The sequence below is a fragment of the Aeromonas sp. S9(2024) genome (genome assembly GCF_041403185.1).
Lineage (GTDB): Bacteria > Pseudomonadota > Gammaproteobacteria > Enterobacterales > Aeromonadaceae > Aeromonas > Aeromonas enteropelogenes.
This window is the reverse complement of the sequence record NZ_JBGLRE010000011.1, coordinates 132,651-153,904: the sequence shown is the minus strand read 5'-3', so window position 1 is coordinate 153,904 and position 21,254 is coordinate 132,651. Positions and strand designations below refer to the sequence as shown.

General features: G+C 58.8%; 21 protein-coding genes. 8 read left to right on the top strand and 13 right to left on the bottom strand.

Annotated features, from left to right (window positions below; all coding sequences use genetic code 11):
* A partial coding sequence (locus ACB028_RS17080) for an integrase core domain-containing protein (protein ID WP_371144806.1) occupies positions 1-187 on the top strand: 187 nt, incomplete at its 5' end.
* A gap of 110 nt (positions 188-297) precedes the next feature.
* Here the strand turns inward: ACB028_RS17080 and nadS are convergent.
* From nadS to ACB028_RS17045, 7 genes are all read right to left on the bottom strand, one after another.
* Positions 298-582, bottom strand: coding sequence for a NadS family protein (gene nadS, locus ACB028_RS17075; RefSeq protein WP_371144805.1), 285 nt, complete (start codon positions 580-582; stop codon positions 298-300).
* Positions 569-916, bottom strand: coding sequence for a type II toxin-antitoxin system RelE/ParE family toxin (locus tag ACB028_RS17070; protein WP_371144804.1), 348 nt, complete (start codon positions 914-916; stop codon positions 569-571). The genes nadS and ACB028_RS17070 overlap by 14 nt, the downstream gene beginning before the upstream one ends.
* Positions 917-1,167: 251 nt before the next feature.
* The gene (gene rplT, locus ACB028_RS17065) at positions 1,168-1,524 is read right to left on the bottom strand and encodes a 50S ribosomal protein L20 (protein ID WP_026456846.1); all 357 of its coding nucleotides are present in this window, start codon (positions 1,522-1,524) and stop codon (positions 1,168-1,170) included.
* 15 nt (positions 1,525-1,539) lie between these two features.
* A complete protein-coding gene (gene rpmI / locus ACB028_RS17060) occupies positions 1,540-1,737 on the bottom strand; it encodes a 50S ribosomal protein L35 (protein WP_005300673.1) in 198 nt (65 codons plus the stop codon).
* Between the two features lie 86 nt (positions 1,738-1,823).
* The gene (infC, locus tag ACB028_RS17055) at positions 1,824-2,354 is read right to left on the bottom strand and encodes a translation initiation factor IF-3 (protein WP_234923365.1); all 531 of its coding nucleotides are present in this window, start codon (positions 2,352-2,354) and stop codon (positions 1,824-1,826) included.
* Between the two features lie 21 nt (positions 2,355-2,375).
* A complete protein-coding gene (gene thrS / locus ACB028_RS17050; protein WP_026458172.1) occupies positions 2,376-4,304 on the bottom strand; it encodes a threonine--tRNA ligase in 1,929 nt (642 codons plus the stop codon).
* Positions 4,305-4,538: 234 nt separating this feature from the next.
* Entirely contained in the window at positions 4,539-5,126 is a 588-nt protein-coding gene (locus tag ACB028_RS17045) for a tetratricopeptide repeat protein (RefSeq protein ID WP_061477528.1), read from the bottom strand.
* Between the two features lie 172 nt (positions 5,127-5,298).
* On the opposite strand from ACB028_RS17045, the gene ACB028_RS17040 reads away from it, so the two are divergent.
* Entirely contained in the window at positions 5,299-6,354 is a 1,056-nt protein-coding gene (locus ACB028_RS17040; protein WP_061477527.1) for a PA0069 family radical SAM protein, read from the top strand.
* A 51-nt stretch (positions 6,355-6,405) separates the two neighbouring features.
* Here ACB028_RS17040 and ACB028_RS17035 read toward each other — a convergent pair whose 3' ends face one another.
* Both ACB028_RS17035 and gyrA read right to left on the bottom strand, forming a co-directional pair.
* On the bottom strand, positions 6,406-6,561 hold the full coding sequence (locus ACB028_RS17035) for a hypothetical protein (protein ID WP_197460149.1): 156 nt from the start codon (positions 6,559-6,561) through the stop codon (positions 6,406-6,408).
* Between the two features lie 186 nt (positions 6,562-6,747).
* Positions 6,748-9,510, bottom strand: coding sequence for a DNA topoisomerase (ATP-hydrolyzing) subunit A (gene gyrA / locus ACB028_RS17030; protein ID WP_371144803.1), 2,763 nt, complete (start codon positions 9,508-9,510; stop codon positions 6,748-6,750).
* Between the two features lie 198 nt (positions 9,511-9,708).
* Here gyrA and ubiG point away from each other — a divergent pair, with 198 nt between their 5' ends.
* The 5 genes from ubiG to yfaE all read left to right on the top strand — a co-directional run bounded on the left by ubiG (position 9,709) and on the right by yfaE (position 15,521).
* A complete protein-coding gene (gene ubiG / locus ACB028_RS17025; protein WP_371144802.1) occupies positions 9,709-10,425 on the top strand; it encodes a bifunctional 2-polyprenyl-6-hydroxyphenol methylase/3-demethylubiquinol 3-O-methyltransferase UbiG in 717 nt (238 codons plus the stop codon).
* Positions 10,425-11,111: an HAD family hydrolase gene (locus tag ACB028_RS17020; protein ID WP_371144801.1), complete on the top strand. Its 687-nt coding sequence runs from the start codon at positions 10,425-10,427 to the stop codon at positions 11,109-11,111. Before ubiG ends, ACB028_RS17020 begins: the two co-directional genes overlap by 1 nt.
* A gap of 616 nt (positions 11,112-11,727) precedes the next feature.
* Positions 11,728-13,995 (top strand): class 1a ribonucleoside-diphosphate reductase subunit alpha, encoded by a 2,268-nt coding sequence (gene nrdA / locus ACB028_RS17015; protein WP_061477523.1) that lies wholly within the window; start codon positions 11,728-11,730, stop codon positions 13,993-13,995.
* A 63-nt stretch (positions 13,996-14,058) separates the two neighbouring features.
* Complete coding sequence (gene nrdB, locus ACB028_RS17010; protein WP_124240112.1) at positions 14,059-15,192, top strand: class Ia ribonucleoside-diphosphate reductase subunit beta; 1,134 nt, start codon at positions 14,059-14,061, stop codon at positions 15,190-15,192.
* The gene (gene yfaE / locus ACB028_RS17005) at positions 15,189-15,521 is read left to right on the top strand and encodes a class I ribonucleotide reductase maintenance protein YfaE (RefSeq protein ID WP_201977745.1); all 333 of its coding nucleotides are present in this window, start codon (positions 15,189-15,191) and stop codon (positions 15,519-15,521) included. Before nrdB ends, yfaE begins: the two co-directional genes overlap by 4 nt.
* A gap of 163 nt (positions 15,522-15,684) precedes the next feature.
* Here yfaE and mltA read toward each other — a convergent pair whose 3' ends face one another.
* The gene (gene mltA, locus ACB028_RS17000) at positions 15,685-16,836 is read right to left on the bottom strand and encodes a murein transglycosylase A (RefSeq protein WP_371144800.1); all 1,152 of its coding nucleotides are present in this window, start codon (positions 16,834-16,836) and stop codon (positions 15,685-15,687) included.
* A gap of 150 nt (positions 16,837-16,986) precedes the next feature.
* On the opposite strand from mltA, the gene ACB028_RS16995 reads away from it, so the two are divergent.
* The gene (locus ACB028_RS16995; protein WP_371144799.1) at positions 16,987-17,238 is read left to right on the top strand and encodes a DUF1289 domain-containing protein; all 252 of its coding nucleotides are present in this window, start codon (positions 16,987-16,989) and stop codon (positions 17,236-17,238) included.
* 91 nt (positions 17,239-17,329) lie between these two features.
* On the opposite strand, the gene fruA is transcribed toward ACB028_RS16995, so the two are convergent.
* The 3 genes from fruA to fruB are packed head-to-tail and all read right to left on the bottom strand — an operon-like array spanning position 17,330 to position 21,146.
* The gene (fruA, locus tag ACB028_RS16990) at positions 17,330-19,060 is read right to left on the bottom strand and encodes a PTS fructose transporter subunit IIBC (RefSeq protein WP_371144798.1); all 1,731 of its coding nucleotides are present in this window, start codon (positions 19,058-19,060) and stop codon (positions 17,330-17,332) included.
* Positions 19,057-20,046, bottom strand: coding sequence for a 1-phosphofructokinase (pfkB, locus tag ACB028_RS16985; RefSeq protein WP_371144797.1), 990 nt, complete (start codon positions 20,044-20,046; stop codon positions 19,057-19,059). The genes fruA and pfkB overlap by 4 nt, the downstream gene beginning before the upstream one ends.
* Entirely contained in the window at positions 20,046-21,146 is a 1,101-nt protein-coding gene (gene fruB, locus ACB028_RS16980; RefSeq protein WP_371144796.1) for a fused PTS fructose transporter subunit IIA/HPr protein, read from the bottom strand. The genes pfkB and fruB overlap by 1 nt, the downstream gene beginning before the upstream one ends.
* Between the last annotated feature and the right edge of the window lie 108 nt (positions 21,147-21,254).

Below are 21,254 nucleotides of genomic sequence, written 5' to 3'. Positions count from 1 at the left end.
GCTGTTCAGGAGCCTCAAGACGGAATGGCTTCCGACCACGGGGTACATGAGCCTGCGGGAAGCGAAGCGGGATATCAGTTACTACCTGATGGATTACTACAACTGGCGGCGTCCACATCAACACAATGACGGGATACCGCCAGCAAAAGCCGAGGTTCGGCCTAACCAAGTGTCCGGATTTAGTTAACCACTACAAACACAGCTCAAAAAATGCTGTTTCTTTACTTCCTTCAACAGCTGACCAAAAAAGAAGGCCCCAAAATATGGAGCCTTCTTCCTAGCTGTTTGGAGCCTAGGTCAGTGAGCCGCCAGCTCACGAAACAGGTCGGGCTTATCCTGGATAAGCCCCAACACTTTCGCAGCTAACCCAGTTGGATTACGGCGCCGGGTTTCCCAGCTTTTGACCGTATCCACACTCGTACCCAGTGCCTGGGCAAACTCTTGTTGCGATACCTTGAGGGCCAGGCGGATTGCCTTGACGTCAGCGACCTCGTATTTTGTTCGAGCAGCAGGCTCTATGCGACCTTGCTTGATCTCGACAGCCTCTTCCAGGGAAGCCTTCAGTTCATCAAACATGTTCATATAAAACCTCCCCTTTCAGTAACGTGGTCAATTTCTTCAACTCTGCTTTTTCTGCGGCAGTGAGGCTCTCTTTCTCACTCTTCGCATACACCAGTACCAGATAAATCGTCTCAACGGTTACTAAGAAGTAGATCACCCTGGCGCTGCCGCTTTTGCCTTGCTGGCCTGTTGCCATGCGAACTTTTCGTAAGCCACCAGTACCTTGGATCAAGTCGCCTTTTTCTGGCTGGGCAATCAGCTCGACCTGCAGTGCTCTGAGATCATCGTCTGACGCTAAGGCTTTTATCTGTCTAGTGAAGATAGACGTCTCAATAAATTCAATCGCGTGACTCACGCATCACTCACTCTGAGCATTCATCATGGTGTACATAGTACGCGCGGTGAGTCAGCGAGGCAACATGGCCATTCTGGCTGTGCCCCACTCCAGCCGCCAATACGTCCTAAGCTCTCAGACTACGATGGCATCGCGCCAAATAAATGGGGCAACATGTGGACACTAAAAACAAAAAATCCATACAAAACAGCTAATTAAAGATACAAAAAAGGAGGCCTTAGCCTCCTTTTATCTTTCATAACAGAACCGGATTAAGCCAGTGCTGCTTTAGCCTTTTCAACCAGGGCGGTGAAAGCCAGCTTGTCGTGAACGGCGATATCGGACAGGATCTTGCGATCGATCTCGATGGAAGCCTTCTTCAGACCGTTGATGAGACGGCTGTAGGACAGACCATTCTGACGGGCTGCTGCGTTGATACGAGCAATCCACAGTTGACGGAACTGACGCTTTTTCTGACGACGGTCACGGTAGGCATACTGACCGGCTTTGGTTACCGCTTGTACCGCTACGCGGTAAACACGGGAACGGGCGCCGTAGTAACCCTTGGCGGCTTTCATTACTTTCTTGTGACGAGCACGAGCGGTCACACCACGTTTAACTCTTGGCATTTTTCACATCCCCCCTTATGCGTACGGCAGACAAGCGACAACACGTTTGTGGTCGGCAGCGGAAACAAAGAACTTCGGTCCCAGCTGACGCTTACGCTTGCTGCTCTTCTTGGTCAGGATGTGACGCAGGTGGTTGTGCTTGCACTTGAAGCGACCTGAGCCAGTCTTTTTGAAGCGCTTCGCAGCACCCCGGTTGGTTTTCATCTTCGGCATTTCATACTCCGCATTGTGAGTGACAACAAAATCGCAAGGCGAACCGACACATGGAGCGAGCCCCATGTGTCAATTACTTGTGGGCCTTAAGATTTCTTCTTGGGCGCGAGGACCATCACAGCTTGACGGCCTTCGACTTTCGGGAACGACTCGACTACGGCCAACTCTTCCAGATCATTCTTGACACGCTCCAGAACCTTGATACCAAGATCCTGGTGGGCCATTTCACGACCACGGAAGCGCAGGGTGACCTTAGCCTTGTCCCCGTCTTCCAGAAAGCGAACCAGGTTGCGTAGTTTTACCTGATAGTCGCCTTCGTCAGTGCCAGGACGGAATTTGATTTCCTTGACCTGGACGACTTTCTGCTTTTTCTTCTGTTCTTTGGTGGTTTTGCTCTTTTCGTAGAGGAATTTGCCGTAATCCATGATCCGGCAAACGGGCGGCTCAGCGTTCGGACTAATCTCGACCAGATCCACTTCGGCCTCAGCGGCCAAGTTCAGAGCTTCCTGGATGGATACGATACCGAGCGCTTCGCCATCCAGACCAGCCAAACGAACTTCTTTCAGTCGGATCTCTTCGTTGATCCGGTGAGCGCGGGCTTGCGGTTGCTTGCCCAGTTTTTTTCCGCCTTTTATAGCTTATTCCTCCACTTTCTTTTGTCCGCGGGTCTGAACTTCCTGGGTCAACAGAGCAATCAGCTCTTCAACAGGATAAGTACCCAGGTCAGCCCCTTTGCGAGTCCGTACTGCAATCTTGCCGGCTTCAACTTCTTTATCGCCGCAGACCAGCATGAAAGGCACTCGCTTCAAAGTATGCTCGCGGATTTTAAAGCCTATCTTCTCATTTCTCAAGTCCGCTTTTGCACGAAGACCCGCATCATTCAATGCTTTGGCTACTTTTACTGCATATTCGGCCTGATTGTCAGTGATATTCATGACCACTGCCTGAACCGGAGCCAACCAGGTCGGGAACAGACCGGCGTACTCTTCAGTCAGAATACCGATGAAACGCTCCAGCGAACCCAGAATGGCGCGGTGGATCATGACGGGTACGTGTCGCTCGTTGTCTTCGCCCACATAGGTGGCGCCAAGACGGCCCGGCAGGGCAAAGTCGAGCTGCACGGTACCACATTGCCAGGCACGATCAAGGCAATCGTGCAGGGTGAATTCAATCTTGGGACCATAGAAAGCTCCCTCGCCCGGCTGCAGATCGTACTTCAGACCATTCACGTCCAGTGCCTCGGCCAAGGCGGCTTCGGCACGATCCCATGCCTCGTCGGAACCGATGCGCTGCTCCGGACGAGTAGAGAGCTTGACCACGATGTTCTCGAAACCGAAGGTACCATAAACGTCATAGACCATACGGATACAGGCAGACACCTCTTCCATGATCTGCTCTTCGGTACAGAAGATGTGGGCGTCATCCTGAGTAAAACCACGCACACGCATCAGGCCGTGCAGGGAGCCTGACGGTTCGTTGCGATGGCAAGAGCCGAACTCGGCCATACGCAGCGGCAGATCGCGGTAGGATTTCAGACCCTGATTGAAGATCTGCACGTGACCCGGGCAGTTCATCGGCTTGATGGCGTACTCGCGATTCTCTGACTGGGTAGTGAACATGGCCTGGGCATATTTATCCCAGTGGCCGGAGCGCTCCCACAGCACACGATCCATCATGAAGGGACCTTTCACTTCCTGATAGTCGTACTCTTTGAGCTTGCCACGGATGAAGGTTTCCAGTTCGCGGAAGATGGTCCAGCCGTCGTTGTGCCAGAACACCATGCCCGGCGCTTCTTCCTGCATGTGATACAGGTCGAGCTGCTTGCCGATCTTGCGATGGTCGCGTTTGGCGGCCTCTTCCAGACGCTGCAGGTAGGCTTTGAGCTGTTTCTTGTCAGCCCAGGCGGTACCGTAAATGCGCTGCAGCATCTTGTTGTTGGAGTCGCCACGCCAGTAGGCACCTGACATCTTCTGCAACTTGAAGTGGTGGCAGTGACGCATGTTGGGCACGTGCGGCCCGCGGCACATATCGATGTACTCTTCGTGATGATAAAGACCGGGCTGGTCATCACGGGCAATGTTCTGATCCAGGATCTCGACCTTGTAGGTCTCGCCACGGGCTTCGAACACATCGCGTGCTTCCTGCCAAGAGACCTTCTTCTTGATGACGTCGTAATCCTTGGCGGCCAGCGCCATCATGCGCTCTTCCAGGGCAGCCAGATCTTCATCGGTCAGGGTACGGTCGAGATCGATGTCGTAGTAAAAACCGTTGTCGATGACAGGACCGATGGCCATCTTGGTCTGGGGCCAGAGTTGCTTGATGGCATGACCCAGCAAGTGGGCGCAGGAGTGGCGCAGAATGTCCAGACCTTCTTCGTCTTTGGCGGTGATGATGGCCAGGGAGGCATCGGCTTCGATCAGCTCGCAAGCGTCCACCAGTTCACCGTTTACCCGACCAGCAATGCACGCCTTGGCGAGACCGGGACCGATGTCCGCGGCCACATCCATGACGGAAACAGAATGGGCAAATTGACGTTGGCTGCCGTCAGGCAGAGTAATGATTGGCATTATGTGTTTCCTTATACAGTGGTGACCCGTACCAAAGGTCACATGCGGGATGGAAAATCGATTCAAAAAAGGGTGATGTTCTGGTTCTCCACAGCACTTTGCGAAGCCGGCCTGTCACGAGAACAGCGAATTTATCGAGGCAAACCAAGCCAAAACGGGGCAATCCTACCAGAAGTTGTTGCAGCTGTATCGGGTTTGTCGAGATTTTCTACAACCGGCCGGGGGCATGGCCAATTATTGCCCCAAAAGAGGTTGCCAGTTGAAATCGAAGGTGCTGTTCCCCTCCTCTGCCCGCACCAGCTCCTGCAGCACTTTCAACGCCAGCTTGTTGCCCTTCTGCGAGGCCTGATAGAGCCACTGTTTGGCCTGAGTGAGATCAACCTGCCCACTGGCTCCCATCAGGTGAAGCACACCGACTTTGAGCATGGCGGGTACATCACCGTTACGAGCCGCCAGCTCCATCCAGTGAAATGCCTCGCGCAGATCTCGCTTGACCCCGGCTCCGCGCAGATACACCTCCCCCAGCCTATATTGGCCGAAGGCGTCTCCCGCCTGGGCGGCCTGACGATAAAGGTCGATGGCCAGAGTCATGTCCTGCTCGCTGCCCTGCCCCACCTCGTGGCTCCAACCCATCAGGGCTTTGGCACGGGGGAGCCCTTGTTCGGCCAGTGGCAACCAGACCCGGGTCGCCTCTTCAAAATGGCCGGTGCGCCAGGCCCGGTTGGCCGAGGCCATCTCCTGCTCGGTGGAGAGCGGAATGAGACGCCAGATAGCCAGACCGATGACACCGATAAACAACCAGCGGGAAGAGATGGGCTTCATGATGATTTCCGTGATCCGGTTCGCACTTTTCTTATGTAAACGAAATGTAGCGAACGGATCAAGCAAGAGATCCATTTGTCATGCTTTTTTATGCAAAGGAAGGGAGAGGCTTGCACTTTACCCTGCCGACTTGCATCATTGCTGTATATATAAACAGTATTCATGCAAGACGATGGCAGGACGAGGCAGCGCTCACAATATCGATCACCGTTTCAGCGGCCCGCTTATCGAGGTGGTTGACGACGGCTGGCAGCAATCCGAGTGGGAGGCGGCCTTCACCCCAAGCCACCCGCAAACCCGGATAACAGAGATTCAGGCCCGCAGCATCATTAGCTACAACGACTCCCCCGACATTCCCTTTGGCCGCTCCATCAACCCCTACCAGGGGTGCGAGCACGGCTGCATCTACTGCTATGCCAGGCCCAGCCACGCCTATCTTGAGCTCTCCCCCGGCCTTGACTTCGAAACCCGACTGTTTGCCAAGCTCAACGCCGCTGATCTGCTGCGCAAGGAGTTCGCCAAACCGGGTTATCAGCCACAAACCATCGTCCTCGGGGCCAATACCGACCCCTATCAACCCATCGAGCACCACTATCGCCTCACTCGCGAGCTCTTGACGGTGATGCTGGCCCATCGCCACCCGGTGGGGATCATCACCAAGAGCGCCATGATCCTGCGCGACCTCGATCTGCTGACCGAGCTGGCCCGGGAGGGCCTGTGCCAGGTGATGGTGTCAGTCACCACCCTCAATGAAACCCTCAGACGACAGCTGGAACCGAGGGCCAGCAGCGGAGCCGGCCGGCTCAAGGTGATCGAGAAGCTGACCCGGGCAGGCGTGCCGGTCGGGGTGCTGGCCGCCCCCATGATCCCGCGGCTCAACGAGCCCGAGCTCGAGCAGATCATCAAGGCCGCTGTCGCGGCTGGTGCCGGCTGCGCCGATTACATCTTGCTGCGCCTTCCTCACGAGCTGACCACCCTGTTCAGCGACTGGCTGGATGAACACTATCCGGGCCAGAAGGAGGCCATTTTGAACCAGTTGCGGGCGAGCCGGGGCGGCACCCTCAACAGTTCAGCCTTCGGCACCCGCATGCGCGGTCAGGGTCAGTTTGCCGATCTGCTTGCCCAACGCTTTCGCCTCATCAGCAGGCGCCTTGCGCTCGGCAAGCGGCACATTCAATTGCGGCACGATCTCTTTATACGTCCCGGGGAACAGCTCAGCCTGTTTTAATTCTGATCATGATGGTAGGCCCCTGAACTTGACCCTCTTGCGAGGGGCAGTTCAACCAGGCCGATCTCCCCGCCCTTGCGCCAGCAGTTCGACCGGCAGTCGCGAGGGTTCATGAGCAACTTCGTGCTCTTCCTCTCTTGCATGCAGCATCTCCGACTCTCCCCATACCCGGTTCCACCAGATCTCCCATGTGATCCAACTGGTCATATGCAGCTCCTTGTAACGGTAATGACAGGGATAACTCGCTGGTTGCCGCATCAGGATGACTCTCCCCGATGACAAGGGCATGACAGCCACTCACCTCGGTTTCACGCCTGGCTGACAACAATCACGCGCAAATAAGAAAGAGCGACCATAAGGTCGCTCTTTCTTCATCAGGCAAACGGGGAACGATTACTCGTCGCCCGCCTCCCCTGCATCGACAGAACCTGTATCCGCGGCGGTATCAGTGCCTTCGGACACCTCACCTTCCACGGCCACTGCGTCGTTCTCGTCCTCGTCGCTCTCGGCGATACGCTGCAGACCGACCACGGTTTCGTCCTCACCGGTACGGATCAGACGCACACCGCCGGTGTTGCGACCGATGACGCTCACCTCGGCAACGCGGGTGCGTACCAGGGTGCCGCCATTGGTGATCAGCATGATCTGGTCGGTATCTTCGACCTGGATCGCATCGATCACCTTGCCATTACGCTCATCCACCTTGATGGAGATAACGCCCTGGGTACCACGGCTCTTGGTCGGGTATTCGGCCAACGCAGTCCGCTTGCCGTAACCATTCTCGGTGGCGGTGAGGATGGCACCTTCGCCGCGCGGCACGATGAGGGAAACCACCTTGTCACCGGCGCCCAGCTTGATGCCGCGCACACCGGCGGCGGTACGACCCATGGGACGCACACCCTTGAAGGTACCCTTGCTTTCGGTGCCTTCGCCGTTGTCGCTGCCATCATCGTCATTGCCGGCATCGTCGTCGGTTTCGACGTCATCGCTGGCATCCGCATCGGCGCGATCTGTTTCCGAACGACCGCTGCCTTCCGCGAAGCGAACGACTTTACCCGCATCGGAGAAGAGCATGATCTCGTTGCTGCCATCGGTGATATCCACCCCGATCAGCTCATCACCCTCTTTGAGGTTGATGGCGCGGATACCGGAGGAGAGCGGACGGCTGAAGTCAGAGAGGCTGGTCTTCTTCACGGTACCGTTGGCGGTGGCGAAGAACACATACTTCTCGGCGTCATATTCCTTCACCGGCAGAATAGCGGTGATACGCTCACCCTCTTCCAGCGGCAGCAGGTTGATGATCGGACGACCACGGGCGCCACGGGACGCTTCCGGCAGCTGATACACCTTGAGCCAGTAGACCTTGCCACGGGTGGAGAAGCACAGAATGGTGTCGTGGGTGTTGGCCACCAGCAGACGCTCCACAAAGTCCTCTTCCTTGATCCGGGTGGCCGACTTGCCACGACCACCACGGCGCTGGGCCTCGTAGTCGGAGAGCGGCTGATACTTCACATATCCCTGGTGAGACAGGGTAACCACCACGTCTTCCGGGGTGATCAGATCTTCGATGTTGATCTCGGCACTGGACATGCTGATCTCGGTGCGACGCTCGTCGCCATACTGCTCGCGCACGGCCAGCAGTTCATCGCGGATCACTTCCATCAGACGAGCCGGGCTCGCCAGGATGTGCAGCAACTCGGCGATCAGATCCAGCAGAGATTGGTACTCTTCCAGGATCTTCTCATGCTCGAGGCCGGTCAGCTTGTGCAGACGCAGGTCAAGGATGGCCTGGGCTTGCTGTTCGGTCAGGAAGTATTGACCTTCACGGATACCGAACTCGGGCTCCAGCCACTCTGGCCGTGCCGCATCGTCGCCCGCTTTTTCCAGCATGGCGGCCACGTTGCCGAGTTCCCAGCCCTTGGCAACCAAGCCCGCTTTCGCGTCGGCCGGGGTCGCGCTGTGACGGATCAGCTCGATGATGGGATCAATGTTGGCCAGCGCAACCGCCAGACCTTCCAAAATGTGCGCCCGATCCCGCGCCTTGCGCAGTTCGAACACGGTCCGGCGAGTCACCACTTCGCGGCGGTGCAGCAGGAACGCATCCAGGATCTCTTTAAGGTTCATCACCTTGGGCTGGTTGTTATCGAGCGCCACCATGTTGATGCCGAACGTGGTCTGCATCTGGGTGTGCTTGTAGAGATTGTTCAGCACAATCTCGCCGGACTCGCCGCGCTTGATCTCGATAACGATGCGCATGCCGTCTTTGTCAGACTCATCGCGCAGGGCACTGATGCCCTCGATCTTCTTCTCTTTGACCAGCTCGGCGATCTTCTCGATCAGTCGAGCCTTGTTCACCTGATAGGGGATCTCGTGAACGATGATGGTCTCGCGACTGGTCTTCTCGTCCACTTCCACTTCAGCTTTGGCCCGCACATAGATGGAGCCACGACCGGTACGGTACGCCTGCACGATGCCGGAACGACCGTTGATAATGCCGCCGGTGGGGAAATCCGGGCCGGTGATGTAGGTCATCAGCTCGTCAATGGTGAGGTCGCCATTTTCGATCAGCGCCAGGCAGCCATTGACAATCTCGGTGAGGTTGTGAGGCGGAATGTTGGTCGCCATGCCCACCGCGATACCGGAGGAACCGTTGACCAGCAGGTTGGGAACCTTGGTAGGCATGACCGCCGGGATCATCTCGGTGCCGTCATAGTTCGGCACCCAGTCCACTGTCTCTTTGTCCAGATCAGCCAGCAGCTCGTGGGAGATGCGGGCCATCCGCACTTCGGTATAACGCATCGCCGCGGCGCTGTCGCCGTCGACTGAACCGAAGTTGCCCTGACCATCGACCAGCATGTAACGCATGGAGAAATCCTGCGCCATCCGGACAATGGTGTCATACACAGCGATATCGCCGTGCGGGTGATATTTACCGATTACGTCACCGACCACACGGGCCGATTTTTTATAGGGCTTGTTCCAGTCGTTCCCCAACTCGTTCATAGCAAACAGAACGCGGCGGTGAACCGGTTTCAAGCCATCACGCACATCCGGCAGAGCTCGTCCTACGATCACGCTCATGGCGTAATCAAGATAGGAACTCTTGAGCTCTTCTTCGATGTTGACCGGCGTGATCTCTCTGGCCAGATCGCTCATAGAAAGCCTTATCCCTAATTAGTTGTTCTTTGGCTTAAACAGCGCGACATGGTAACACACTGAGCCAAATACCTTAAGCCACAAATCGGGTATCAGATCGGGCTGGTGTGACAAAGTCCGTCCGTTATAATGCCCGCCAGGACAATAGATTGCGCCCATGACTCAGAAGCGGGCGCCCTGCCACAGGATCTTCGAAAAATGAACAGTGATGCCAATGTCGATCTGACAGAAATCGCCAAGTTTGAAGCCATCGCCTCCCGCTGGTGGGACATGGAGGGTGAATTCAAACCCCTGCATCAAATCAATCCGGTACGCCTTGACTGGATCACCGACAAAAGTGGCGGTCTGTTTGGCAAGCGCATTCTCGATATCGGATGTGGTGGCGGCATCCTCTCCGAGAGCATGGCCCGCCGTGGTGCCAAGGTCACCGGCATCGACATGGGCAAGGAACCCCTCGGCGTCGCCCGCCTGCACGCCCTTGAGCAGGGTGTTGAGCTCGAATATCGCCAGATCACCGCCGAAGCCCATGCCGCCGAAGCGCCGGGCCAGTATGACGTGGTCACCTGCATGGAGATGCTGGAGCATGTACCGGACCCCGCTTCCGTGCTGCGCGCCATCGCCACCTTGGTGCGCCCGGGCGGTCGGGTGTTCGTCTCCACCATCAACCGCAACCCCAAATCTTATCTGATGATGATCATCGGGGCCGAATACCTGATGAAGATGGTGCCCAAGGGTACCCACGATCACAAAAAATTCATCACTCCGGCCGAACTGTGTCGCATGGGTGAAGCAGCAGGCCTGCTGGTGCGGGATATGAGCGGGGTACACTATGCCCCCCTCACCAACCAGTTCAAGCTCGGCAAAAATGTCGACGTCAACTATATGGTGGAGTTTGTCCGCCCGGAGCACGGTTGATGAGTGCCTCTCACCCTCTGCCCCTGCGCTGCGTGCTGTTCGATCTGGACGGCACCCTGCTCGACACAGCGCCGGATCTGGGCGCAGCCGTCAATCACGTGCTGATCAGCGAAGGCTTTGCGCCCCTCTCTGACGACATCATTCGTCAGACCACCTCCCACGGGGCGCTCGGGCTGCTGAAAGCGGGCCTCGGCGACGAACTGCTTGAGGAGCTGGGGGCCACGCGCCTGCGCAATGCCCTGCTCGACTACTACGCGGCCAATCTCTGCGTCGGTACCCACCCCTATGAGGGAATGGTGGATCTTATCGAGTGGCTCGACGAGAAACAGCTCCCCTGGGGCATAGTCACCAACAAACCGGGCTTTCTCACCGAGCCACTGCTGGCAGCCCTGCCACAGCTTGCCAGCTGCGGCGTCACTGTCAGTGCCGATACCCTGCCGGTACGCAAGCCCGACCCAGCCCCCATGTTCTTTGCTTGTGAGAAGCTGGGGGTCGAAGCAGCTCACTGCCTCTATGTGGGGGATCATGTGCGGGATATCGAAGCGGGCCGCAACGCTGGCATGCGCACCGCGGTCGCTGGCTGGGGCTATCTCAATGATGAGGAAGATCCCGCCCAGTGGGGCGCCGATCTGCAATTCGATACCGTGCAGGCGCTGCACCACTGGTTACGCTACGAGCTGGGCTGATCCTGCGATCATCCAAAGGCGGGCAACATGTTGTCCGCCTTTTTTATGCTCGGACAATCCCTATACTCTGCCGCGCCGCCATTCCTTATTGATGGATAAAAAAGGCACCTTACCCCTACCACTATACTCATATGAAAAACCAAGGCGCCTCGCAGTTCCCGGGTCCACCATACCTGCATCAGCGCCGCAAAGAAGCGCGACCGCAACAACTGGACAGCTTTTGTCCCCTGTTGCATAAGGGATAATCAGTGTTCTGGCGCTAGTAAAATCCCCCCTCTTTCGCAAGCAAAAAAAGTTATTTAAATTTTCCATCTTCGATCTGGATACTTGCATTTGACGAAGCGGACGAATGAAAACCCGCTCACTGTGAGCGATCACTAACAGCGGTCGCAACACTCACAATTTATCCACAGCAAGCCAGTTATCCACACATTGCATTGAGGGGCTGACCTCACTATCTTGTAGCTCGAAATCAAAATAACACTATATCTTGTGATTCATCGCACAATCTCTGCCCAATTCCGCCTCAGTTCGGTGTCAGCACGGCAGCATTGTGCGATGGTTTTTCGGGAATCAACCGATGCCGGCAGGTATCAATGAAAGGGGTCATCAGCCAATGAACTTGTTTGTGACGAAGCGTAACGGACACAAAGAACCCATCGATCTGGATAAAATTCACCGCGTGCTGGACTGGGCCGCCGAGGGTCTCGACAACGTGTCGGTCTCCCAGGTGGAGCTCAAGTCCCATATCCAGTTCTATGACGGCATCCGTACCGCCGACATCCACGAGACCATCATCAAGGCGACCGCTGACCTTATCTCCGAGCAGACCCCTGACTATCAGTACATGGCTGCCCGTCTGGCCATCTTCCACCTGCGCAAGAAGGCCTACGGCCAGTTCGAGCCGCCCCACCTCTATCAACACGTCGCCAAGCTGGTGGACATGGGCAAGTACGACAAGCACCTGCTGGAAGACTACACCCAGGCCGAATACGAGGAGCTCAACGCCCACCTCGATCACTGGCGCGACATGAATTTCTCCTACGCCGCGGTCAAGCAGCTGGAAGGCAAGTACCTGGTCCAAAACCGCGTCACCGGCGAAATTTACGAGAGCCCGCAGTTCCTCTACATGTTGGTGGCGGCCTGTCTCTTCTCCAAGTACCCGAAAGATACCCGTCTGGACTACATCAAGCGCTTCTATGATGCGGTCTCGACCTTCAAGATCTCCCTGCCGACCCCGATCATGAGCGGCGTGCGCACCCCGACCCGCCAGTTCAGCTCCTGCGTGCTGATCGAGTGCGACGACAGCCTGGACTCCATCAACGCTACCGCCAGCTCTATCGTACGTTACGTCTCCCAGCGCGCCGGTATCGGCATCAACGCCGGCCGTATTCGCGGTCTGGGCAGCCCCATCCGTGGCGGTGAAGCCTTCCACACCGGCTGCATCCCCTTCTACAAATACTTCCAGACTGCGGTCAAATGCTGCTCCCAAGGCGGCGTGCGCGGCGGTGCGGCCACCCTCTTCTACCCCCTGTGGCACACCGAGGTGGAAAGCTTGCTGGTACTGAAAAACAACCGCGGCGTGGAAGAGAACCGGGTCCGTCACATGGACTACGGGGTGCAGATCAACAAGCTGATGTACCAGCGCCTGATCAAGGGCGGCGACATCACCCTGTTCTCCCCGTCCGATGCCCCGGGTCTGTATGACGCCTTCTTTGCGGATCAGGACAAATTTGAAGCGCTCTACGTCAAGTACGAGCAGGATCCGAGCATTCGCAAGAAGACCCTCAAGGCGGTGGATCTCTTCTCCCTGATGATGCAGGAGCGCGCCGGCACCGGTCGCATCTACATCCAGAACGTGGATCACTGCAACACCCACAGCCCGTTCGATCCGAGCGTGGCGCCGGTGCGCCAGTCCAACCTCTGTCTGGAAATCGCGCTGCCCACCAAGCCGCTCAACAACATTGATGACGACAACGGCGAGATCGCCCTGTGCACCCTCTCCGCCTTCAACCTCGGCGCCATCGACAAGCTGGAAGATCTTGAAGAGATGGCCGATCTGGCGGTGCGCGCCCTGGACGCCCTGCTCGACTATCAGGACTACCCGATCGCCGCTGCGAAGAAAGGCAGCATGGGTCGCCGCACCCTGGGTATCGGCGTCATCAACTACGCCTACTACCTGGCGAAAAACGGTGCCCGCTACTCTGACGGCTCCGGTCTTGCCCTGACTCACCGCACCTTCGAGGCGATCCAGTACTATCTGCTCAAAGCCTCCGTGCAGCTGGCCCGCGAGTTCGGCCCCTGCCCGCTGTTTGGCGAGACCACCTATGCCCAGGGGATCCTGCCCATCGATACCTACAAGCGGGATCTGGACACCATCTGCAACGAGCCGCTGCACCTGGATTGGGAAGCCCTGCGCGAGGAGATCCGCACCGTGGGTCTGCGCAACTCCACTCTGACCGCCCTGATGCCGAGCGAGACCTCCAGCCAGATCTCCAACGCCACCAACGGCATCGAGCCGCCACGTGGCCTGGTCTCCGTCAAGGCATCCAAAGACGGCATTCTCAAACAGGTGGTGCCCGAGTATGATCGTCTGAAAGATCAGTACGAGCTGCTGTGGAAGCAGCCGAGCGTGGATGGCTATCTGCAGCTGGTCGGTATCATGCAAAAGTTCGTGGATCAGGCCATCTCGGCCAACACCAACTACGATCCGGCCCGTTTCGAAGGCAACAAGGTGCCGATGAAGCAGCTGCTCAAGGATCTGCTGACCGCCTACAAATACGGCCTCAAGACCCTCTACTATCACAACACCCGTGATGGTGCGGACGACACCCAGACCGATCTGCAAGATGACGGTTGCGCGGGTGGGGCCTGCAAGATCTGATAAACCGGGCGGGAGCATTGGCTCCCGCTCTCCCGTTTTCTCTATTCACGTATTCTGGTAACCATGGCCTACTCAACTTTCTGCCAAACCCAAAACGACCAGCTCAAAGAGCCGATGTTTTTTGGCCAATCGGTCAACGTAGCCCGTTATGATCAACAAAAACACGAGGTGTTCGAGCGCCTGATCGAGAAGCAACTCTCCTTCTTCTGGCGCCCGGAAGAGGTGGACGTCTCGCGGGATCGCATCGACTACCAGGCCCTGCCTCCCCACGAGCAGCACATCTTCATCTCCAACCTGAAGTACCAGACCCTGCTGGACTCCATCCAGGGCCGCAGCCCCAACGTGGCGCTGCTGCCGCTGGTCTCCATCCCGGAGCTGGAAACCTGGATTGAAACCTGGGCCTTCTCGGAGACCATCCACTCGCGCTCCTACACCCACATCATCCGCAACATCGTCAACACCCCCGCCCAGGTGTTCGATGACATCGTCACCAACGAACAGATCCTGAAGCGCGCCGGCTCCATCAGCCACTTCTACGACGATCTCATTGAGGCGACCGCCCTCTACAACCTGCATGGTGAAGGCACCCATCAGGTAGCTGGCCGCGAGGTGACCATCACCCTGCGCGAGCTCAAGAAGAAGCTCTATCTGTGCCTGATGAGCGTCAACGCCCTGGAGGCGATCCGCTTCTACGTGAGCTTTGCCTGCTCCTTTGCCTTCGCCGAGCGCGAACTGATGGAGGGCAACGCCAAGATCATCAAGATGATCGCCCGCGACGAAGCGCTGCACCTGACCGGCACCCAGCACATGCTGAACCTGATGCGCAGCGGCCAGGACGATCCCGAGATGGCAGAGATCGCCATCGAGTGCGAGCAGGCCTGTTTCGATCTGTTCAAAGAGGCCGCCATTCAGGAAAAAGAGTGGGCCGAGTACCTGTTCCAGGACGGCTCCATGATCGGCCTGAACAAGGACATCCTCTGCCAGTACGTGGAGTACATCACCAACCTGCGGATGGCCGCAGTGGGCCTCCAGCCGGCCTTCTCCGGTACCAAACAGAACCCTATCCCCTGGATCAACACCTGGCTGTCATCCGACAACGTGCAGGTCGCCCCCCAGGAAGTCGAGGTGAGCTCCTATCTGGTGGGCCAGATCGACAGCGAAGTGAATGCCGACGATCTGGGTGACTTCGAGCTGTGAGTGACGCCGTCGGCACTCTGGGCACGTCACCGGCTCCGACACAGGCCGAAGCAACCTCCCCCCGGGTTCATACCCGGGATGGGGCTGTGCTGCACGCCCATCCGGGCGAGAGCGTATTGGAGACCCTGGAGCGTCACGGCCACAGCGTCGAGTTCCAGTGTCGCAGTGGCTATTGCGGCGCTTGCCGCACACCGCTGTTGGCCGGCAAGGTACACTACCCCAGCGTGCCGCTGGCCTTTGTCTCCCAAGGCGAGTGCCTGCCCTGCTGCTGCAAGCCGGTGGGTGCCATCCGTCTCGATATCCAAACCCTCGATAGCCAGAAAGAGTGACCTCGATCTGCATTCGTGAAGTGCTCGACAAATAGCCCAAACAAAAAACCGCCGGATTGCTCCGGCGGTTTTTTTATGGCGCTTTCTGCCCGGTTCGAGCAATGGCAAGAGGAAGCCACAGGCCTGTATCAGACGGCATTCTTTTCCGCTCTAAAGCAGTAATTTACAACCAGGGCGCAGCAGTCGGTCCATGGTGCAGGCCCAGCTTCCAGACCCGGCCAAAGTGCTTGTAGTGACCGGCCGCAACCCCGGCCTTCTCGCCCATACCGTGGTAGAGATCGAGGTGCCCCTTCTTGACCGCCCCACCCACATCGAGCGCAATCAACAGCCGCAGCTGATGTTTGCCAGTCCAGTTGCCCGCCTTGTCGAGCAGCGGTACCTCGGCCAGGATGGGGGTGCCCATGGGCAACAATGTCTTGTCGGCCGCCACTGCCGCCATGGGCAAGAGCGGAATGCCGGCTGCGCCGACCACGTCATTGGTGGGACGGCGTTCGAAGAAGACATAGGAGGGATTCTGCTCCACCAGCTCCTTGACGCTCTCCTCCGGCTGGCGGTTGGCCCACTCCTTGATGGCCTTCATGGACATCTGCTCCTTGGGCACCTCACCCCGGTCGATCAGCACGCGGCCGATGCTCACATAGCCGTGACCATTCTTGCCGCTGTAGCCCAGATATTGCAGTTGATCGTTGTCCCCGTAGTGGACAAAGCCCGAGCCCTGCACGTCCATCAGAAAGTTGTCGATGAGGGATTTACTGTACCCCAGCTCCAACCCCCGGTTGGCCAGCGCCCCACGATGGATCTGGGCCCGGGTCGGACAACGGCTGCCGCAGTTGGGCATGGCGTAGATGGGATACTTGTAGTTGGCATCCGGACGGTGGCGCACCTCCAGCACCGGCGAGTAATAGCCGGTGAAGAGCACGTTGCCCATGCGATCGGCACCGCCCAGCTGGGCCAGGCTGATGCCGTAACGGGTGATGTCGGCGGGATGGCCGCCATTGGCGACCCAGCGAGAGAGCTGGTGATAGAGCTCGCCATAGCGGCTCGCCATGCGGCCGGAGCGATCCAGCACCTGCCTGCTCTGCTGAGCGAACCTGCTGTAATCGGCGGGAGCCTGGCTGTTGACCCGCTCCACCCGCACCAGATCATCCGGCAGGAAGCCGTCCAGATACTGCTTGCCCAGATTCTCCGGCACCTCGCAGTTGAGAAAACATCTGTTGTCGGCCTGTTTTTTGGGCATCTTCGCTTGCTCGGAGTTGCCTGCACAACCGGCCAGCCCCAGCACAGCGGCGGTCAGCCAGTACGCGTGTTTGTTCATATGTCCTCATATAACACCAAGAGCCATGCTCGGCGGGGAAGATGCCAAATTTGCAGGGGGAAAGCAAACGACTTCCCCGCCACGACGCAGGATTTCTCCAAAGGGGATCTTCTGGGTTATAACAAGGTAACAAGGTGTGAGAGGCCATGGATGGAACAGCTCGAGATCTTCCCGCTGCAGAGTCCCTGTATTGGGGTCTGCGAAGTGAACAACAAGGGCTACTGCAAGGGATGCCTGCGCAGCCGCGAGGAGCGTTTCAACTGGCAAAAGATGACCCAGGCCCAGCAGCAGCAGGTGATGCGCCTGTGCCGGGATCGCAAGCGCCGGGTCGAGGCGGCGCGGCGCAAGGCCAGAGAAGGGGCAGAGCCCGAGCAGATGCCGCAACCCGGCTGGGATTTTTAGCCTCACCCCCTCCCTTCTTTCTCAATCATTCCACTCTATCAAGCATAAAAAAGGCGGCCCACAGGCCGCCTGGTGAATGTCGTTGCTGTTGTCAGGCCGCCGCCAGCTTGGCTGCCGGTTGCTCGGCGCGCTTGAGCATGGCGTAAGTGACGCCGGTCACCAGCGACCCCGCCGCAATCGCCACGATATACATCATGACGTGGCTGATGGCATTAGGAATAAAGAGCACGAACAGGCCACCGTGAGGCGCCACCAGCTCGCAGCCAAACAGCATGGAAAGCGCACCGGTCAGGGCGCCGCCCACCATACAGGCCGGGATGACGCGCATCGGATCCTTGGCGGCAAACGGAATGGCCCCCTCGGAGATGAAGCACAGACCCAGCACGAAAGAGGCCTTGCCCGCTTCCTGCTCCGCCTTGATGAACTTCTTGCTGGCGAGGAAGGTGGCGATACCCATCCCCAGTGCCGGCACCATGCCGGAAGCCATCACGGCTGCCATCGGGGCGTAGGTCTTGGAGGCAAGCAGGCCCACCCCGAAGGCATAAGCCGCCTTGTTGACCGGCCCCCCCATGTCGAAGCACATCATGGCGCCGATGATGATCCCGAGCAGCACAGCGTTGGCCGAGCCCATGTTGTTGAGGAACTCGGTCATGGCACTCATGATGCCGGCGACCGGCCCGCCCACCACGTAGATCATCACCAGGCCGGTGAACAGGCTGGCAAAGAGCGGAATGATGAGGATGGGTTTCAGTGCTTCCAGGGTCACCGGCAGGCGCACCTTGTCGCTCAGAAACTTGGCGCTGTAACCGGCAAGGAAACCGCCGACGATGCCACCGAGGAAACCCGCGCCCAGGGAGCTTGCCAGCATGCCGCCGATCATACCCGGAGCAAGACCCGGGCGATCAGCAATCGAATAGGCGATGTAGCCGGCCAGCACCGGGATCATCAGGGCAAAGGCCGAACCGCCACCGATCTGCATCAGGGCCGCGGCCAGGGTACCTTCCTGCTTGAATGCCTCGATGCCGAAGATGAAGGAGATGGCGATGATAAGGCCACCTGCCACCACCATGGGCAGCATAAAAGAGACGCCGGTCAGCAGGTGCTTGTAAGGGCCCGCCTTTTCCTCTTTCTTCGGCGAGGCGGCGCCGCTGTGACGATACGCCTTGGCCTCGGCCCAGGCTTTATCCAGCTCGGCACGGGTCTTCTTGAGCGCCGCGCCGGTGCTGGTGCGATAGACAGGCTTGCCATCGAAGCGGGCCATGTCCACCTCGATGTCGGTGGCGAGGAACACCAGATCGGCAGCGGCAATCTCGTCCGCGGTCAGGGCATTCTGGGCACCGACCGAACCTTGAGTCTCGACGCGGATCTGATGGCCCAACTGTTTGGCCATGGTCTCCAGCGCTTCTGCCGACATAAAGGTGTGGGCTACGCCGGTAGGACAAGCCGTCACCGCCACGATGCGCTTGGCACCTGTGGTTGCCGGTTTGGCTGTGACCGGGGCAGCCTGATGGCGATAGACGCTGGCGCCACTGGCGGCTGCGTCCAGGAGCGCAGCCGGATCCTGCAGAGCAAGATCCATGCTCCCCTGATAGACCCGCTTGCCGTCATAGGTAGCGAGATCCACCGGAGCGCTGGCAACAACAAGCACCAAGTCGGCTGCGGCAATCTGCTCCTTGCTCGGTATCTGACGGGGCTGCACGCTGGAGCCGACATCGAGGGTGAGCTCCCAGCCTGCCAGTTTGGCCTGCTGTTCTATCCGTTTTGCAGCGAGAAAGCTGGTGGCAATGCCCGCCGGGCAAGCCGTAACCAAGATTGCTTTCATTGGGCATCTCCTGAGTTTTCCATTGAGGGAGTTGTGCAGTGAGCCTGTGCCAGCTCATCCAGACGGGTGAGGCGCACCTGCTCGAGTAAGGGGTTCAATACCTTGATATCGCTAAAGCCGACCGCTACCTGGCTGACCGCCAGCGCAGAGACGGCGGTGGCCAGACGCAGGGTCTGCTCCGGCGCCCAGCCAAGGCTCAGACCATGAGCCAGCCCGGCCACCAGGGAATCGCCGGCACCCACCGTGCTGACCACCTGCATGCGCGGCGGAGTGGCCTGCCAGGTGGCATCCGGGCCAAACCAGATGAGGCCATCTGCGCCATTGGAGATCACCACGTGGGGGATCCCGCTTGCCTGCAGCGCGCGGGCACACTCGGCCTGCTCTGCGAGTGTCTTGATGGGGCGCCCCGCCCACTGGCCGAGCTCCTCCAGATTGGGTTTGACCAGAGTCGGCGCCGCCTTGATCCCTTCGCTTAAGGCAGCGCCGCTGCAATCGAAGATCACCTGCTTGCCCTTGGCCTTGAGCAGGCTGATCAGGCGCCCGCAGTAGTCAGGTGCCACCCCTTTTGGCAGGCTGCCCGCCAGCACGAACCAGTCAGTGTGCGGGGCCAGCTCGTCGATGACAGCCTCCAGCGCCTGTACCTCTTCTTCGTGAATGGTGAGACCGGGCAGGTTGAGATCGGTGACCCGACCGGATTGCTCGGAGATCTTGACGTTGATACGGGTGCTGCCCGCCACGCGCACGAAGCGGTCGGTCAGGCCCCGCTCGGCAAACAGGGAGACAAAGCTCTGCTGGTTGCCTTCACCAAGCCAGCCGGTCAGCCCCACGTCACGGCCCAGATCTTTTAACACCATGGCGACGTTGATCCCCTTGCCGGCGGCACGCAAGTTGGCCTCGCTCACCAGGTTCACCTCACCAAGCTGCATGGCGTCGAGGCGGGTGGTGAGATCGAGCGCCGGATTGAGGGTAATGGTGACGATCTCCATCAGTGCGCTCCCTCGCCCAGACCCGCGGCGATGGCCGCGCCGATCCCCTTGAGGGCGACTTCGGCATCCGGCCCTTCGGCGCGAAACGCCAGACGGTGGCCGCACTTGACACCAAGGCCGATCACCTTCATCAGGCTCTTGGCGGAGACCGCCTCGCCGCTGCCATCCAGATTCGCCACCCGAATATCCGATTCATACTCCTTGGCCACCTTGACCAGCATGGCGCCCGGACGGGCGTGCAGACCGTGGGGGTTGATGATGGTGAAGGTCTCACTGAGGCCGCTCGCTGGCCCTGCCTGCAGCATGGCCAGCCCCTCGCTGCCCGCAAGCGTCCCGAGCTGACCTGCTGCTGCCAGTTTGGCCAGGTTATCCAGTTGTGGCAGGTGGCCCGCATCGGCCGCGCACAGCAGCAACATGGCATTTACCGGCAGATCGCCCGCCGTCAATGCACTGCTTGGGGTCGCCAGCACCCAACCAGTCTGGACTGCGGGTGCGCGCGCCAGCCAGATCCCCTCGCCCAGGTAGGCGGGTTCGCTTGCGAGCAGAGCGCTCACCATGGCGGCATCCCCCCAGCCGGCGGATTTGGCGCGGGCAGCAGCCCCCAGCAGCAGCTGGTCGCGATCGTCCGCCGGGAAGTCGGCCAGGGTCAGAAACTGCACCTCTTTGGCTGCCGTCGCGCCGGTCAGGATATTGATGATGGTGTCGGCATCGGTAGCCTCTTTCAATTGAGCGGCTGCCTGCTCGTCACCCAGCACGTGGGTGAGCTGGCGCAGGATGCCCAGGTGCTCGTCAGACTTGGCAGCGATGCCGATGGCGACATAGGCGATCTGCCCCTCGTCCCACTCGATCCCCTGCGGGAACTGGGCCACCATGACGCCGGTACTCTTCACCAGATGGCGGGTGTCCGTGGTGCCGTGGGGAATGGCAATGCCGCTGCCAAGATAGGTGGCGTGCTGCGCCTCGCGGGCCAGCATCCCTTCCACGTAGCCCGCCTGCACCAGACCGGCTTCGGTCAGCTTCTCTGCCAGCAATGCGATGGCGTCAGCCTTGGTCGCTACCGACTGCCCCAGCAAAATCTGCCGTTGCTCCAACTTCAACATAGGGATCCTCCATCCGATCCTGGCGCCCGAGGGACGCCGGCTCGTCACAATTGACAATGCGGGTCATTTATCAGCTGACAATAGACCGGATTGCATCCCTTCGCGGGC